The following is a 17,118-nucleotide window of genomic DNA, read 5'->3' as shown; positions in this document are numbered from 1 at the left end:
AGATGAGTGAAAAACCTTTAACGGCAATTATTGTTGATGATGAACCTCTTGCGATAGAAGGGCTTCGTCTTCGATTAGAAAAAATCTCTCAACTAAAAGTCATTGCCGAAGCAAGTGATGGTGATCAAGCTATTCATTTGTGCAATACCTTAACACCTGATGTATTGTTTTTAGATTTACGTTTGCCTGGTCTTAATGGTATTGAGGTTGTACAAGCATTACAATCTGATACTTTACCCATGATTGTTTTTGTCAGCGCTTATGGTGAATACGCTATTGATGCTTTTGAACTTAACGCAATTGATTATGTATTAAAACCTGCTAATTTAGGGCGTTTACAAAAGACAGTTGAGCGTATTATGCAACGCGTTAGCATTAGTCAGTCGGAAAATAATATTGAGAAAGATTCGACTAAAGAAAAATTCAAATTACTTAAAGCACTAGGTGAAACATCAGGCCTTTCAGTGTCTGAACTAGAAGATTGGTTGGAGTCGGATAATCCATTACCTTCTCTCTACATACAAGAATTAGTGATTAAAAATAACGATCATGAAAAAGTGTTTTTACCTGTTAAAGACATACAATGGATAGATGCTGCTGGTGATTACATGTGTATTCATGAAAATAATGAAACACATATTGTACGCATTACTATGAAAAAGCTTGAAAGCCAGTTAGATCCTAAGATATTCACTCGTATTCACAAATCTACTTTAGTTAATGTTAGCTATATTAAGAGTATTAAGCCTATGCGTAATAGCGAAGGCATTCTTGATTTAGGTAACGACGTTCAATTAAAAGTAAGTCGTAATTACAGCTCAGCTATACAACAAATTGTTGAGTCTAAACAATATTAAAGGCAATTAAACCTTTCAGCTTATTTTTGTCTCGTGTTATCTCTTTGCTTTCAGTAAATCGATTATTGCCGCATGGTTTAACCATGATGTCGCATTTCAATTGTTAGTTGATTTTTTTTGAATCAATATGTTTCTAAGATACTACTCATATTAAAATTATATCAGAGTAGCTATCTAAATCGTTTACTTCAGTATTTTCGTGATAAAAAGTCTTATAAAACAATCAACAAAAATAATACAACCACACGAAATATCAAAGTTAAAACGAACCATAATGAAACATTGGGGACATTTATGAACAAGACATATAAAGCTACGCAGTTACTTGCTTTAGCTTCAACATTGACGTTATTAGGATGTGGAAGCGGAGTAGAAACTGAAACAAAAAATAATGCTGTAGACCCTTCTCAACCAGTAAGTGATTGGAAATTAGTTTGGGAAGATGAATTTGACAATACAACCATAGACACTAAAAAATGGACTCATGAAGTTAATTGTGATGGTGGTGGAAATAACGAAAAACAATGTTATACAGATAGTGCAGATAATTCCTTTGTTAGCGATGGGAAATTAAGCATTGTTGCACTTCCTGCTGCTGATGATGCAGATCTTCCTTATACTTCTGCAAGACTTATCACACGTTATAAAGCAGATTTTAAATATGGCCGTTTTGAAATAAGCGCTAAGTTACCTAGCGGACAAGGCAGCTGGCCTGCTTTTTGGATGCTACCAACTGATGAAGTTTATGGCGGCTGGCCTAAATCTGGCGAAATAGATATTTTAGAAGCCGTAAATCTTAATACTGTAGATGCTGATGGCAATGTAGAAGCTAACATTCACGGTACATTGCATTATGGTAAAGCATGGCCTGACAATTCTAGTTCAGGAACTTCTTACACACTTCCCGATAACATAAATCCTGCTGATGATTTTCATACTTATGCTGTTGAATGGCAAGAAGGTGAGATCCGTTGGTATGTGGATGATTATTTATATGCTACACAACGTAAATCTGAAGTTAGAACTAACAGTAGAGATGAGGCTGTTGGCTTATCACACAGAGGTTGGTTCACTGAAAATTTTGACAGTGTTACTGGTGAACTAACCACTTTCTGGGAGAACGCCCCATTCGATCAAGATTTCTTTCTTATTTTAAACTTCGCTGTAGGTGGCGATTGGCCTGAAAATGTAAATAACTTAGGCATAGATACTGAAGCTTTTGCAAATGGTCAGTCATTTGAAATTGATTATGTGCGCGTGTACGAGTGTCAACAAAATCCAGATACAGGTAAAGGCTGTGAAACTGTTCGCGGTGGTTATGACAATTTAGAGGATGCTCTAGTTGAAGGGAAAGCGCCAATTCCTTCGCCACCATCTACAGGTATTGCAGAAAACTTAATTATTTTTTCAGGCGCAGTTAATCCTAACTGGCCTGCATGGGATTGTTGTGGTGGCACTACACCTTCTTTAAACACTGATGCAGATAAAGGCGAAGTGATGGAGTTTTCTGTTGGTGCAACAGCAACAGTAAATGGCTTTATTTCACGTGCTGAGTTTATTGATAATGAAGTTGGCACTGCAAGTCCATTTGATGCATCGCCACTTGCTGAAACAGGTACGTTAAGTTTTGACATGAAAGTTGTTTCAGCGCCGAATGATATAAGCGCTCCTTGGTATGTGAAAATGGAAAGCTCTGAAGGTTCAACGGCTGCAGACTTTCTTTTAACTGAAAGTGCTGAAGCTATTGAGCCTGTAACTGGGGAATGGCAAACCTATACTTTTTCATTAAAATCATTCGCAGATAAAGGTTTAGATCTTAGTGCTCTTGATGTTGTTATGGTATTTCCTGCATGGGGAGCCGGTGAAGGTGCTGTATATCAAATTACTAACTTAAGTATTGCTGCTGACTCAACTTCACCTGAGGTTGTGATTTTTCAAGAAAGCGAAAACCCAAGCTGGCCGATGTGGGATTGTTGTGGAGGTTCAACGCCAACGGTTGAGTTAGACGATGATGCTCATACTAATGTTTCAGAGTTTTCTATTGGTTCAGAACCAACAGTAATGGGCTTTATTTCAAGAGACCCTAATACAACTCAACCTTCGCCATTTGATGCAACAGGTATCCTTACTAATGGTGTTATTCAGTTCGAAATGAAAGTGGTGACTATGCCAAGCGATTCGAGTACTGACTGGATTTTTAAAGTAGAAGCCGATAATGCTGCATCTGCTGTTGAAGTTTCTGTAGCGACAAGTGTTGAAGCTGCTGCTCCTGTTGAAGGGCAATGGCAAACTTATACCTTTAATTTATCTGACTTAGCAACTGCTGGTTTAGATGTAAGTGCTATTGATGTTCTGATGATTTTCCCAGCATGGGGGGCAGGTGAAGGTGCAGTTTATCGTATTGATAACGTAAAAATCTATGATCCTACAGCAGAAACTAACTCTGGTGGTTTTGTATTATTTGATGAACAAGCTAAAGACATGTGGAGTGTTTGGGATTGTTGTGGTGGTTCAACTCCAACACTTGAAAATGATGGTACCGAACATGGCATGACTGCTCAGTTCGTTATTGGTGCTACACCTACTGTGATGGGGTTGTTAGCTGATGATGATGTTTATTTAGATGCATCTCATCTATTAGCAAGTGGTGTTGTTAAATTTGATATGAAAGTGATTACTGCACCAACTGATCCAGAGTCTACTTGGATTTTCAAAATAGAGTCAGGTGATACAGAGACTGCTGTTGAATTACCTATCACGGCGAGTCAAGAAGGCGTTGCACCTGTAACGGGTGAATGGCAAACCTATACTTTTTCTCTACAAAGTTTATTTGATACTGGCTTAGATATTAGTCAAATAGACGTTGTTATGTTTTTCCCTGCATGGGCTACAGGCGAGGGTGCTGAGTACCGAATCGATAACGTACTTATCAGTAATCCTTAGCCTAAAAGCTGTGATTAAAAATCGAGCTTTTCAATTGCTCAATTATAAAAAATTTTTAAAAGTAGGTTCAACATGAAAAATATTAAATTTAAACAAAAACATATAGCTACATGTATCTCATTAATTTTAGCTTCAGGTGTAAGTCATAATGTATTAGCTGAAGAAGCACCATTAGCTGAGCAAAAAGCTGAAATAGAAGTGATTGAAGTGACAGGTATTCGCGGAAGTATTATGCGTGCATCTTCAATGAAACGTGGCTTTTCAGGTGTGATGGATGCTATTTCATCAGAAGAGATGGGGAAGTTCCCTGATACTAATTTAGCTGAGTCTTTGCAACGTATAACGGGTGTTTCAGTAAGTCGCTCAAATGGTGAAGGAAGTCAAATTACAGTACGTGGTTTTGGCCCTGAGTTTAACTTATTAACACTTAACGGACGTCAAATGCCTGGTACAGGTAATAGCCGTTCATATAGTTTAGAAAACTTGTCATCTGAAGGTGTTAGTTCTCTTGAAGTGTTTAAAACTGCACGTGCAGAAAACCCAACAGGTGGATTAGGCGCGACTGTTAATATTTCTACATTAAAGCCTTTTGACAGCCCGGGACAAAAAATTTCTGTTTCAGCAAAAGCTAATCACGATACGTCTAATGTAGAAGGTGATGATATTACGCCTGAGTTGAGTGCTATTTATAGCAATACTTTCAATGACGATACCTTAGGTTTTTCAGTTTCTGCAAGCCATCAACGAAGAGATTTTCAACAGCAATCTGCGAGTATTCAAGGCTGGCAAGCCAATGTAGCGTTACCTACTAACCTTGCTGATGAAAATGTGATTGATCCTCGCCCTATTAATGAGGAAGGTGAGCGTGTTGGTGATTACTTTTTCCCTCGTGATTTAGGTTACAACATTGCAAATATTGCCCGTGAAAGAACAAATGGAAATATTACCTTTCAATATGCACCGACTGAAGATCTTATTGTAACCTTGGATTACACAGCAACTATTGCAACCACCGGGGTTAACTCTATTGGGTGGGGAATGTGGAATGACTATGGGGGCAATATAAATGCCTATGAATTGGATGAAAATGGAACAGCAATTTATGCCGATATTAGTGGCAATGATGGCTCATATACTGCTTCTCGCAATACAACTGAAGTTAAAGAAGATTCATTTGGTATTAACTTAGCTTGGCAAGCAACGGATACATTACATTTAGCATTAGATTATCACGATTCAACCAGTAAAACCGATAATGGTAAAGATCCGGGACTTAACAGTTCAGCGTCGCTTACTTTAGGCTCTGATCAATTAACCACTAAAACTTATGATTATCGTACTGGTGATGTTCCATCAGGGCAGATTTTTTGGAATAACGGCACAACAACTTTAGAGCCAGGAGAAATAGATTCACATTTTAGTCAATTTATTCACTCTCCTGGTGAGGCGAATGTTGAGCAAATACAGCTACGTGGCATGTGGGAAAACACTTATAATATCCCGTTAGTCGACATAAAGTTTGGTGTAGCTAGCACTAAGCAAACTATTGGCGGCTCTAGTGCATGGAGTGGATTAATCGGTGCTTTTGGATTTAACCCTTCTTGGACTGAAATATTTCCAGACGGTATGTTTACAAAACAGAGTACTAATAACTTCTTAGATCAAATTAATGGTGGGGGAAGCAGTTTAACTCCGGATCATTATTATACGTTTGATTTTGATGAAGTGGTTACACGCTCAGAAGCCTTTTTAACAGAAGAAGCTTTAGGTAATGGTGATTATTTTGCAGCAACTCCATATCATGATTTTGCTGGTACTTTTTCGCAATCCTCAGTCGAAGAAGAAACGAAAAGTATCTACCTTCAAACAAACTGGATGTTTGAGTTAATCGGTTTTGATATGGAATTGAGTGTTGGTGTACGTTATGAAGAGACAGATGTTACGAGTAATGTTCAACAAGACGTCCCAACAAGTGTTTGGTGGCAAGGTGGCAGTGAATGGCATACTCAATATTTGAGTGGTGATAGTAATATTTTATCTTTAACGGGTGAGCATGATGTATTTTTACCTATGTTTGACTTCCGAGTTGATCTAACTGATGAACTTGTTGGGCGCGTTTCGTGGGGTAAGACAATCGCTAGAGCACCATTAGGTAATTTAGCGGGGGGACGTGTTTTATCTGGTAGTCCTAAAATAGGTTCTCGTAATGGTAATGAAGGTAACACTAACCTTTTACCATATGAATCTACTAACCTAGATCTTAGTCTTGAATATTACTACAGCGACGAAGGAAGTTATGCGTCGATTGGTTATTTCAAAAAAGACGTTAAAAACTTTATTGGAAATCAAATTGTATCAACCAGTATTGATGGTTTTCACGATATCTACCAAGGTCCTCGCTGGCAGCAAGCTGAAGCTGATTTAATTGCTAATGGTGAGCAAGCAACAAGTGATGCTATTTTTGCACAAATCCAGGCCAATGGTTCTAGTTTAAATGCTCAAGGTTATTTAGAGCCAAATAGTGATGATCCATTGATTGTTTGGGATATAAGCAGACCATTCAATAGTTCTGATGAAAAAACTGTTGATGGTTTTGAGCTGGCAGTACAACATTTATTTGGTGAGTCAGGCTTTGGTGTAGGTGTTAATGCGACATTTGTTGATGGCGATGTAGAGTTTGACGTTGAAAGTTTAGACCAACAAACACCGCTAACAGGGTTAAGTGATTCTGCTAACTTTCAGGCTTTTTATGAAAAAGATGGTCTGTCGGTAAAAGTGACCTATGCATGGCGTGATGAATATCTGATTGGTGTAGGACAAGATCAAGGCTCATCTGATAATCCGCCACAATTTGCTAAAGCTTTTGGACAGTGGGATATGAGTGTCAATTATGATGTTACCGAGGAGCTCACTGTGTTTGTTGAAGGTGTAAATATTAATAATGAAACAGAGCAGGGCTTTGGCCGTTATGAAGAGCAGTTTTTATTTGCTAGACAATACGGACCTCGTTATAGCTTAGGTGCTCGATATAGCTTTTAACTAAGCCCAAATAAAGCCTTGTTGAATGTTATAACGAGGCTTTTATTTTAAGCATATCCTAACACTAATATCTGTTCGGTTATGTGATTTAACTTAATTTATATAGGAATATATTTATGGCTAGTTCTGCAGTTATTATCGATACACAGAATAGTTCAGAAAACTCATCAAGTAATCCTCCACAAAATAATATGTTCGCTTTAGTATCGCTTACTTCATTATTTTTCATGTGGGGGTTCATTACTTGCCTTAACGACATTTTAATCCCTTACTTAAAAGGTATGTTTGATCTTAGTTATACCCAAGCTATGCTGATTCAATTTTGTTTTTTTGGCGCCTATTTTATTGTTTCTCTTCCTGCGGGCGCTTTAGTGAGTCGCTTAGGTTATAAAAAAGGTATAGTGACGGGATTATCCATTGCTAGTCTTGGCTGTCTATTGTTTTATCCTGCGGCTGAAATCGGTGTGTACGCGGTTTTTTTATTAGCATTATTTGTTCTAGCAACGGGTATTACTATTTTACAAGTCTCGGCAAACCCTTATGTAAGCGCTTTAGGTCCAAGTAAAACGGCATCTTCACGACTTACTTTAACACAAGCTTTTAATTCATTTGGCACAACCGTTGCCCCATTTTTTGGTGCTTGGCTTATTTTTAGTGGTGTTGAGTCGAGCGAAGCGGTAGATGCAAGCTCAGTACAAATTCCTTATATTGCTATTGCATTAACCTTGATGGTGCTTGCGGGTATATTTGCGTTATTGAAGCTACCTAATTTAGGTCAAAATGCACAAGCACAAATATCGCCAAGCAAGGCATGGCAATTTAAACATTTACGTTTAGGTGCTGTAGGTATTTTTGTTTATGTTGGTGCTGAAGTTGCTATTGGTAGTTTTTTAATTAACTTTTTAGCAGAGCCTACTATTGCAGGTATTACTGAAGCTGAAGCCGCTAAATATATTTCTTATTATTGGGGCGGAGCTATGGTTGGGCGTTTTATTGGAGCAGGCGTGATGCAACTTGTATCAGCTAATAAAGTTTTATTTATCAATGCTGTTTGTGCTGCCATTTTAGTATTTGTTGCTATGGTGACCGATGGTTCAATTGCTATGCTGGCGATCCTTGCTGTAGGTTTTTTCAATTCCATTATGTTTCCTACTATCTTTACTTTAGCAATTAATCAACTAGGTAATGCTGCTAGCCATGGCGCTGGTGTTTTATGTTTAGCTATTGTAGGTGGTGCTATATTACCTTTAGTACAAGGCGCTTTAGCTGACGCACTTGGTATTCAGCTTTCGTTTATTCTACCTATTTTTTGTTATGCATATATCGTTTATTACGCATTAATTGGCTCTAAGCCCGATGTTACTACAATTCAATTTCAAGAGGGTGGCAAACATGAAGCTATCTAAAAGCACATTACTATCGAGTTCATTTGTTTTATTAGCTGCAGGTTGTTCAGTTGAATCATTTGACATTATCAATACAGAAGAGTCGAAGACTTGGGCACCAATAAAATCTGAAGTGACAAAAGATCCAGTTATTGAAGCTAAAGTCAGTGAATTATTGAGTACGATGACGTTAGAACAAAAAGTTGCACAAATGATCCAACCTGAAATACGTGATATTACTCCAGAAGATATGCGTAAGTACGGTTTTGGCTCGTATTTAAATGGCGGAGGGGCTTTTCCTAAGAACAATAAACATTCAACCCCCCAAGATTGGATTGAGCTTGCTGAAACTATGTATCAAGCGTCTATTGATGATTCACTAGATGGTAGTGCAATTCCTACAATGTGGGGCACTGATGCTGTTCATGGTCATAACAATGTGATTGGTGCAACATTATTTCCCCATAACATTGGTTTGGGGGCAGCGAATAATGTTGAGCTGATGACTAAAATCGCTCAAGCAACGGCTACAGAGGTAATGGTTACTGGTATTGATTGGGTTTTTGCGCCAACGGTTGCTACGGTAAGAGATGATCGTTGGGGGAGAGCCTATGAAGGTTACTCAGAAGATCCTGAAATAGTAAAGCTTTATGCTAGTGCTGTTGTTAAAGGATTACAAGGAAGTGCTGATGATGATTTTTTAGGTGATGATCGTGTTATTAGTACAGTTAAACACTTTGTTGGTGATGGGGGCACTCAAGATGGGGATGATCAAGGGGATAATCAAGCATCAGAGCAAGACCTGTATAAATTACATGCTCAAGGTTATGTTAGTGGTTTAGCGGCTGGCGCTCAGTCGGTTATGGCATCATTTAACAGTTGGAATGGTGAAAAAATTCACGGTAGCCATTACCTGTTAACTGAAGTGTTAAAAGAAAAGATGGGCTTTGACGGCTTTGTTGTTGGTGATTGGAATGGTCATGGACAAGTTAAAGGCTGTACAAATGAAAGTTGTCCACAGTCTATTAACGCAGGCTTAGATATTTTTATGGTGCCTACGGATGCATGGAAACCTCTTTATGAAAACACTCTTGTGCAAGTACGTCGTGGCGAAATAGCTGAGTCACGTATTGATGATGCAGTCAGTCGTATATTACGTGTAAAACTCAGAGCAGGGCTTTTTGACAAACCAAGTCCCGCTAATCGTCAATTTTCAGGAAAAACTGAACTTATTGGTAGCGAAAAGCATCGAGAAATAGCTCGCCAAGCAGTACGAGAATCATTAGTGCTATTAAAAAATGAAGCTGGAATTTTACCTTTATCACCTAAAATGAATATTTTAGTGGCAGGCGATGCAGCTAACAATATCGGTAAGCAGTCAGGTGGTTGGACGATAACTTGGCAAGGTACTAATAATGAAAATAGCGATTTTCCTGGTGGTAGTTCAATTTATGATGGTTTACGTGCACAAGTAAACGCTGCTGGTGGTCATATAGAACTTAATGTTGAAGGTAAATTTACTAAAGAACCTGATGTTGCCGTGGTGGTGTTTGGTGAAGAGCCTTACGCTGAAGGGCAGGGAGACAGAGAGAACCTAGCTTATCAAGCAAGTCACAAATCTGATTTAGCTTTGTTAAAACGCTTGAAAGCACAAGGAATACCTGTTGTTTCAGTATTTATTAGCGGCAGACCTATGTGGATGAATGCTGAGTTTAATGCCAGTGATGCCTTTGTTGCTGCTTGGTTGCCGGGTTCTGAAGGGAAAGCTGTTGCTGATGTGTTATTGACAGATGTTAATAACCAAGTACAACACGATTTTATGGGGAAACTTTCTTTTTCTTGGCCGAATTCACCAGTACAAACAGTGAATCGTTTTGATAAAGATAATAAGCCTTTATTACCTTATGGTTTTGGTTTGAAATATGGTGAAAAAAGCACGTTAGCAAATAACTTATCTGAAGGTTTTACTTTCTCTCACAATAATCAACAAGACACTCAAATCTTTGCTGGTAAAGTAATGAAACCATGGGAAATGCTATTAATTTCAGAAGAGCAAACACTGAATATACAATCTAACAGTTCATCATTACCTGGCATTGCTTATCGCACCATTGATAAAAATGTACAAGAAGATGCTTTTCAGATCCAACTTGACGGCAGTACTACAGCAGGTATTAGATTTTCTGCAATTAATGCAATCAGTGCCGATCTTTCTATTGTATCAAAAGAAATGTCTGCACTGGTATTAACGGTTAAAAGAAATAGTGATGTGACTGCACCTGTGAGTATTTCAATGGCTTGTGACGGTAGTGAATTGAACTCTGAATCATGTATAGCGAGAGTTGATGTTTCACAAGCATTAGCTAATTTACCTAATGGTGAATGGGCAAAATTATCAATAGATGTCAGTTGTTTTGCTAACCAAGGTTTAAAGTTTGATAAACTTGTTAAACCTTTTGAATTAATGTCAAAAAGTAAATTAACATTATCAATGAGTGATGTTTACTTTGAAGCTAAGGCAGGAGAATCTGCTAATATTCAATGTAACTAGCCTTGTGACTAGGGTTATGTAACTTACTTTGTTGACTTAAAAAACCTCATATTGAACTAAGTTCATGATGAGGTTTTTTTTGAAAATTATAGTGCTATTTTCTCAAAATGACGGTCAATATATCCTCGTAATTTTATCGCTATATTGATAGGAAATCTCTTGAATCAGTAGTATAAAGCTTGAATATCTTAATGAATAAGGCTTTTTATTGTATTGAAAAAATATAATCACTTAGCTTATTAGTACCAAGTGTAATATCGACCTCATCACCTTGATATTTATCAAGTAACGCTAATCCCATTGGGGATTGCGGTGTGATTACCGTAATATGTTGCCCGAATAATTCACAACGAAACCCACCTGCTGCAGGGCCGATAAAAAACCAATGTTGTTTAGTGTTGTCTTTAGCAAGTTGCACTAATGCTGTTAATTTTATTGGCTTGTCTTCATCAAAAACTAGCAAATTTGAGTCTTGATACGCTTTAAGTGCCGTTTGTAATTCTTGCACACGTCGAGATTGCCCTTCAGCTAAATAGCTGGCCTCAATCGCTAGCGTATCATATTGGGTTTCGGCAACACTTTGATCGTCTACTGCGGCAGCATGAGCCTCATTTGCGGCATTAATCGCTTGATTTAATTCTTTCTTTAGCTCATTTGTTACTAACGAAGTTAAAGCTATTTTATCAATCTTTGCTTGATTCATATTAATTATTTTTGTAGTTAATCGTATTTGATAATGAGGATATTTAAGGGCTAAACACTTAGATGAAATAAGTATATTACCTTTAGGTATATATACTACTAATATTAATGCATTATTAATATTTTAAAATTAATCTGACAGGTGTCAAAATATGCTTGTGTTTTTGTTTGAAGATGAGTAAATTAACAGCAACTATACTATCTGGTTTGACCAATAGGAAATAATATGACAGCACCAAATGAAATAAATAATTCATCTATAGAGCAGGCTTTTCCTCACTTATTAGCCCCTTTGGATTTAGGTTTTACTCAATTAGCTAACCGCACGTTAATGGGATCTATGCATACCGGGCTTGAAGAAGAGCGTGGGGGTTTTTCAAAATTAGCGGCTTTCTATGAAGAGCGTGCCAAAGGCGGTGTTGGGCTAATTGTTACAGGTGGTGTTAGCCCTAACAAGCGTGGCACAATTGCCCCTTTGGGCAGTGAATTAAGCCATTTTTGGCATGTAAATAAGCATAAAGAAGTGACAGCAGCGGTTCATAAATACCCAACAAAGATCTGTTTACAGTTATTACACACAGGTCGTTATGCTTATCATCCCTTTAGTGTAGCGCCGAGTAAAATTAAATCGCCAATCAATCCTTTTACTCCTAAAGCAATGTCTGATGGTCAGATTCGAAGCACGATAAAAGATTATGCTTACGCCGCTCATTTAGCTAATAAAGCTGGTTATGATGGTGTTGAAATAATGGGTAGTGAAGGTTATTTAATTAATCAATTTGCTTGTCTTCGTACTAATCAACGAGATGACGATTGGGGCGGTAGCATTGAAAACCGTATGCGCTTAGCCATTGAAACAATAAAAGCGGTGCGTGCAAAAGTAGGTGAAAATTTCATTATTATCTTCCGATTATCTATGCTGGATTTAGTTGAAGGTGGTAATACTTGGGATGAAGTAGTTTTAATGGCAAAAGCTGTTGAGAAAGCGGGGGCTACCTTAATCAATACCGGTATTGGCTGGCATGAAGCACGTATCCCTACGATAGTGACTTCTGTACCAAGAGCAGCGTTTACTTGGATTACTGAGCGAATGAAAAAAGAAGTATCGCTACCGTTAATAACTACAAACCGTATTAATACCCCTGAAGTGGCTGAAGAAATATTAGCAACAGGGCAGGCGGATATGGTGTCAATGGCAAGACCATTTTTAGCTGATGCAAACTTTGTTAATAAAGCAGCGGCCAATAAATCAGATGAAATTAACACCTGTATTGGTTGTAATCAAGCTTGTTTAGATCATGTGTTTCAACAAAAAAGAGCGTCATGTTTGGTAAACCCTAGAGCTTGTTATGAAACAGAAATAAATTTTGAACCCACAAATAATCGTAAAAAATTAGCTGTTATTGGCGCAGGGCCTGCAGGTTTAGCTTTTAGTGTTTATGCATCTGAGCGAGGGCATCAAGTTGAGTTATTTGACAAAATAAGTGAAATTGGCGGGCAGTTTAATGTTGCCAAACAAATTCCAGGTAAAGAAGAGTTTTATGAAACATTACGTTATTTTAATAAGCAACTTACATTACATAATATTCCGGTACATTTGAATAACGAACAAAGCGCAGAATCTCTATTATCGGCTGGCTTTGATGAAGTTGTTCTAGCGACAGGCATTAAACCTAGAAAATTAGATATTGAGGGCATTGATCATCCTAAAGTGCTGAGCTATTTACAAGTGTTGCGTGAGAAGATGCCTGTAGGAGAAAAGGTCGCAATTATTGGTGCTGGTGGCATTGGTTTTGATGTTGCTACTTACCTAGTGGAGTCGAACGAGTCACTGACAACTAACCTTGATGCGTGGTTAAAAAATTGGGGGGTCGATAAGAATTATCAAAGTTCGGGGGCATTATTAGAGCCGAGCGCAGCGTCTTCTGATAAACCAGAGAGACAAATTACGTTGTTACAGCGTAAAGCCACAAAAGTCGGTAAAGGTTTAGGGAAAACATCGGGTTGGGTACATCGTGCTAATTTAGTTAAACATGGTGTGAAAATGGTACCCGGTGTGAGTTATAAGTCGATAACTGATGAAGGATTAATTATCGAAGTAAATGGCGAAGAAACACTGCTTGATGTTGATAATATTATTATTTGTGCAGGACAAGAATCAAATCGTGATTTACAACAAGCGCTTGAAAATGGCGGCTTAAAAGTACACTTAATTGGTGGAGCTAATGTAGCCTCTGAACTTGATGCTAAGCGTGCTATTCGACAAGCTGCTGAATTAGCGATGATAATATAAGTTTTTCAATAGAAACAAGTCGTTGTTCATTGTTATTCCACCCTATATTTATATGCTATTTCTTTTGAAAGTCGGTAAGTAAAAAGGAATAGCAATGAATATTCTTTGTTGTGGCTTGCTTAAATGAGAGTATTAAAAACATACCTAAAGTATTTCATCAATGAGGCTGAAGTTATTCAGATGTTCAAAATATAGGGTGAACTGGTAAAAAACTGTTACAACTCGCTAATAGTTTATCGAGACAATTAGCAGAATTTATTTTAGAAAAATAAAAACTGACGTATACTGCTGAAAATGCATGTATAGTAAAGCCCCTCAACCTTTGACCTTTGAAATGAAAAATTTAGTGATCAGTAATTCCGATATTGAAATATTCTCTACTCCGAAACAATATAAACAACAACTATTATCATTAATTGCTAATGCTCATCGTCGTATATATATAACAGCACTTTATCTACAGGATGACGAGGCTGGCAGAGAAATATTGCATGCTTTGTACAAAGCTAAAGGAATTAGGCCTGAGCTAGAAGTTAATATTTTTGTCGATTTTCATCGAGGTCAACGAGGGTTAATTGGAGAAAAAGATAGTTTAGGTAATCGTGCTTTATATCTTGATTTAGCTGCACAATATGAGCAAAAAATTTCAATATACGGTATTGCTGTTAAGCGAAAAGAGCTATTTGGTGTTTTACACTTAAAAGGTATGGTTTTTGATGATAATCTTTTTTATACCGGTGCAAGTATTAATGACATATACATGCATCAAGGTGCTCGCTATCGTTTAGACAGATATTATCAAATTCAGTGTTCTTCATTAACGAACAGCTTTTGTCAGTATTTAAGTAATACTTTTATTCATTCAAATCTAGCGCCATTACTTAATGAGCCTGATTTACCGAGTTCTGTTGATCAAAAACGTAATATTTTAGCGTTAAAATTATTATTGAAAAAATCAGCTTACGCAATAGACTCCACGAGTACCAACAAAAATTCGGGAGTTATTAATAACCCTATATCAATAACTCCTTTAGTAGGATTTGGCAGAAGAAAAAATCACCTAAACAAAGTTATTCGCAAAACAATTCGTAATTCACAAAAGCAGTTATTAATTTTTACGCCTTATTTTAATTTACCTCCTGTGCTGGCAAAAGATGTTGTTAATGCATTAAAACGTGGTGTGAATATCACCTTAGTTGTTGGTGATAAAAAGGCTAATGATTTTTATATTGCTGATGAATCGGAGTTTAGTACTATTGGTATCGTTCCTTATATTTATGAAATGCTCTTAAAGCGCTTTGTTAAACGCTATCAAAACTATATTGAACAAGGGTTATTGAATATATATTTATGGCAACACGAAGATAATAGCTTTCATTTAAAGGGAATTATTAGTGATGAACGTTATCATTTATTAACAGGTAGTAACTTAAATCCACGGGCATGGACATTAGATCTTGAAAATGGCTTACTACTTGATGACCCATCACAAAGTTTAATGACAAAAGTTGCACCTGAGCTTGTTACTATTATGGAGCATACTCAAAAAATTAATCATTTTAGTGAGCTTGAAGCGGTAAGTGACTATCCAACAAAACCGAAGAAGTTACTGAATAAGATTCGCATCGCTCAACTTGATCGTGTTTTAAAGCGGTTCTTATAGATTATAATCAAGCTGGATTAAAAAGATTGTTTAGCTTCAATTCTAATTTCAAAAGTATCAATATTTGGGTTATCACTTTGAGGAAAAGCAAAGTCGACATGTATTACTTGTTGATTTCCTGCTGCATGTGGTGAATAAAACCTTGCTCCCATACCCACTGAATATAGCCAACCATTTTCAGCATTAGCTTCAATGCCTGCGACATCAATGTCACCAAAGGTTCGTGCGGTATCTAAAAATGCAGCACCAGCAAGATCAAATACCTTAAATAGATTGATTTTGGGATAATAACGTATTTCGTTGGTAAATTTCACACTATGCTCACCATGCTGATACTCTAAAGGAAAGCCTCTTAAACCAGAATCACCTCCAATACTAACAAGTTGGTCAAGATATTGATTATTACTGATTACATTGGTGTTGTTGAAGTAATATCCCCAGTTGTCATTGAAATTATAAAAGTATTCAGTATCAATATTCAGTAATAGTCGATCTTCACGTTGATGATATATGTCACCACTTAATTCTATATTGAGTAGCACCAGAGCATTATCATGTACTTCAAATCCTTTATGGATTTTTGCTTGAAATAGCGCCCAAGCATTATTTTCTCTTTCACCATCACTAATACCTAAACGAGAACTAAATTGCCAACCATGATTAAAATCTTCTATTTGTGTAATTAAATGAATATTTGTGAGTTTTTTAAAGTCTTTTTCTATGTAATCAAAACCGACCCAAGGGTAGATAAAATCACGATCTTGAGGTAATAAAAGTGAATGAGGGTTATCGTTTGCATTATCAGCATAATAAAATTTATGTTGTTCTTGTGTAACACCAACATGGTATCGTGCGAGCGCATTTTTATGGTTAAAGCCTAGCCAAGAATATTCGGCATTTTTATAGTTAAGGTCATGGGCAAATATCGCCAATTTATTATTATTTTGATAAATAGTGTCATTACGAGACTCTTCATCAAAGCCAATCATATAAGCATTGTTAGTATAAAAACTAGCAAAGTGCTTTTGTAAAAATATCGCTTGTTGAGTACCATCGTCATTGTCAGCAAAGTGTAATTTTAAATCAATATTCTTTTGGCTAAACAAGGGAATAGTGGTTCTTAGTTTATAGCCCTTACGTTGCGAGTTTCTATAAGTTTCGATTTCTGCATCTACGCCTAAGCCAGCAAGATTTCGCTCCTTAATACCAAAACTATAGGTACTTTCTCCTCCCTGACGACCAAAACTAACAGTTGGCATTAATGACCAATTATCCCAAGTAGTAATAGTGATATTTTCTACCGCTTCATCACTACTAACTTTAGCGGCACGTAAGTATTTTCTACTACGTAAATGTCGCTCTAACTCGGCCATATCAGCGATAGTTTTTGTACATTTATTGATAAAAAAAGCAGCTTCATTTTCTAATGTAAGTTGCTTCGTGGTTATATGAATTGCATTTGCCCAGCGATGTATAAAAAGGAAACCTTTTTCATTTTCATCAAAAATCGTTTGTGGATTAAAGATAATCTTTGGCTGTTCAAGGCCGCATTCTTCTATTTCGAGAATTTCGTTCTTGCTATTAGGTTCTTGTGCATAAGCCTTAGTTATATTACTAGTGAGTACCAAAGGAATGGTAGTGGTTATGATCAATAGTAAATATGAAAGTTTACTGTTAATAGGAAT

The 17,118-nt window shown here is 36.9% G+C and carries 9 protein-coding genes; 7 read left to right on the top strand and 2 right to left on the bottom strand.

The genetic code is table 11. The annotated features are described in order from the left end of the window. Positions 1–2: 2 nt before the first annotated feature. The 5 genes from Q4503_RS06405 (at position 3) to Q4503_RS06385 (ending at position 10,775) form a co-directional block, all read left to right on the top strand. Positions 3–857: a LytTR family DNA-binding domain-containing protein gene (locus Q4503_RS06405; protein WP_215974213.1), complete on the top strand. Its 855-nt coding sequence runs from the start codon at positions 3–5 to the stop codon at positions 855–857. A 294-nt stretch (positions 858–1,151) separates the two neighbouring features. Continuing rightward, positions 1,152–3,800 carry a glycoside hydrolase family 16 protein gene (locus Q4503_RS06400; RefSeq protein WP_303601736.1) on the top strand — a complete coding sequence of 883 codons (2,649 nt, stop codon included), beginning with the start codon at positions 1,152–1,154 and terminating at the stop codon, positions 3,798–3,800. 72 nt (positions 3,801–3,872) lie between these two features. After that, the gene (locus Q4503_RS06395) at positions 3,873–6,839 is read left to right on the top strand and encodes a TonB-dependent receptor (protein ID WP_303601735.1); all 2,967 of its coding nucleotides are present in this window, start codon (positions 3,873–3,875) and stop codon (positions 6,837–6,839) included. Positions 6,840–6,955: 116 nt separating this feature from the next. Further along, complete coding sequence (locus Q4503_RS06390; protein WP_303601734.1) at positions 6,956–8,245, top strand: sugar MFS transporter; 1,290 nt, start codon at positions 6,956–6,958, stop codon at positions 8,243–8,245. Then, complete coding sequence (locus Q4503_RS06385) at positions 8,232–10,775, top strand: exo 1,3/1,4-beta-D-glucan glucohydrolase (RefSeq protein ID WP_303601733.1); 2,544 nt, start codon at positions 8,232–8,234, stop codon at positions 10,773–10,775. Before Q4503_RS06390 ends, Q4503_RS06385 begins: the two co-directional genes overlap by 14 nt. Positions 10,776–10,980: 205 nt before the next feature. On the opposite strand, the gene Q4503_RS06380 is transcribed toward Q4503_RS06385, so the two are convergent. Next, on the bottom strand, positions 10,981–11,478 hold the full coding sequence (locus tag Q4503_RS06380) for a hypothetical protein (protein ID WP_303601732.1): 498 nt from the start codon (positions 11,476–11,478) through the stop codon (positions 10,981–10,983). 225 nt (positions 11,479–11,703) lie between these two features. Here Q4503_RS06380 and Q4503_RS06375 point away from each other — a divergent pair, with 225 nt between their 5' ends. Together Q4503_RS06375 and pssA are read left to right on the top strand one after the other, a co-directional pair. Continuing rightward, positions 11,704–13,770, top strand: coding sequence for an FAD-dependent oxidoreductase (locus Q4503_RS06375; protein ID WP_303601731.1), 2,067 nt, complete (start codon positions 11,704–11,706; stop codon positions 13,768–13,770). A 298-nt stretch (positions 13,771–14,068) separates the two neighbouring features. Then, positions 14,069–15,433, top strand: coding sequence for a CDP-diacylglycerol--serine O-phosphatidyltransferase (pssA, locus tag Q4503_RS06370; protein WP_252727644.1), 1,365 nt, complete (start codon positions 14,069–14,071; stop codon positions 15,431–15,433). Positions 15,434–15,450: 17 nt separating this feature from the next. Here the strand turns inward: pssA and Q4503_RS06365 are convergent, their stop codons facing one another. Further along, positions 15,451–17,085: a hypothetical protein gene (locus tag Q4503_RS06365; protein ID WP_303601730.1), complete on the bottom strand. Its 1,635-nt coding sequence runs from the start codon at positions 17,083–17,085 to the stop codon at positions 15,451–15,453. Positions 17,086–17,118: the final 33 nt, after the last annotated feature.

The sequence above is a fragment of the Colwellia sp. 6_MG-2023 genome, from assembly GCF_030547765.1.
Lineage (GTDB): Bacteria > Pseudomonadota > Gammaproteobacteria > Enterobacterales > Alteromonadaceae > Colwellia.
Note: the sequence above shows the minus strand (reverse complement) of the source record. Positions and strands in the feature narration are given on the sequence as shown.

Coding starts and splice junctions, on each gene's coding strand:
- Q4503_RS06405 (WP_215974213.1), top strand. CDS start 3: ATGAGTGAAAAACCTTTAACGGCAATTATTGTTGATGATGAACCTCTT.
- Q4503_RS06400 (WP_303601736.1), top strand. CDS start 1,152: ATGAACAAGACATATAAAGCTACGCAGTTACTTGCTTTAGCTTCAACA.
- Q4503_RS06395 (WP_303601735.1), top strand. CDS start 3,873: ATGAAAAATATTAAATTTAAACAAAAACATATAGCTACATGTATCTCA.
- Q4503_RS06390 (WP_303601734.1), top strand. CDS start 6,956: ATGGCTAGTTCTGCAGTTATTATCGATACACAGAATAGTTCAGAAAAC.
- Q4503_RS06385 (WP_303601733.1), top strand. CDS start 8,232: ATGAAGCTATCTAAAAGCACATTACTATCGAGTTCATTTGTTTTATTA.
- Q4503_RS06380 (WP_303601732.1), bottom strand. CDS start 11,478: ATGAATCAAGCAAAGATTGATAAAATAGCTTTAACTTCGTTAGTAACA.
- Q4503_RS06375 (WP_303601731.1), top strand. CDS start 11,704: ATGACAGCACCAAATGAAATAAATAATTCATCTATAGAGCAGGCTTTT.
- pssA (WP_252727644.1), top strand. CDS start 14,069: ATGTATAGTAAAGCCCCTCAACCTTTGACCTTTGAAATGAAAAATTTA.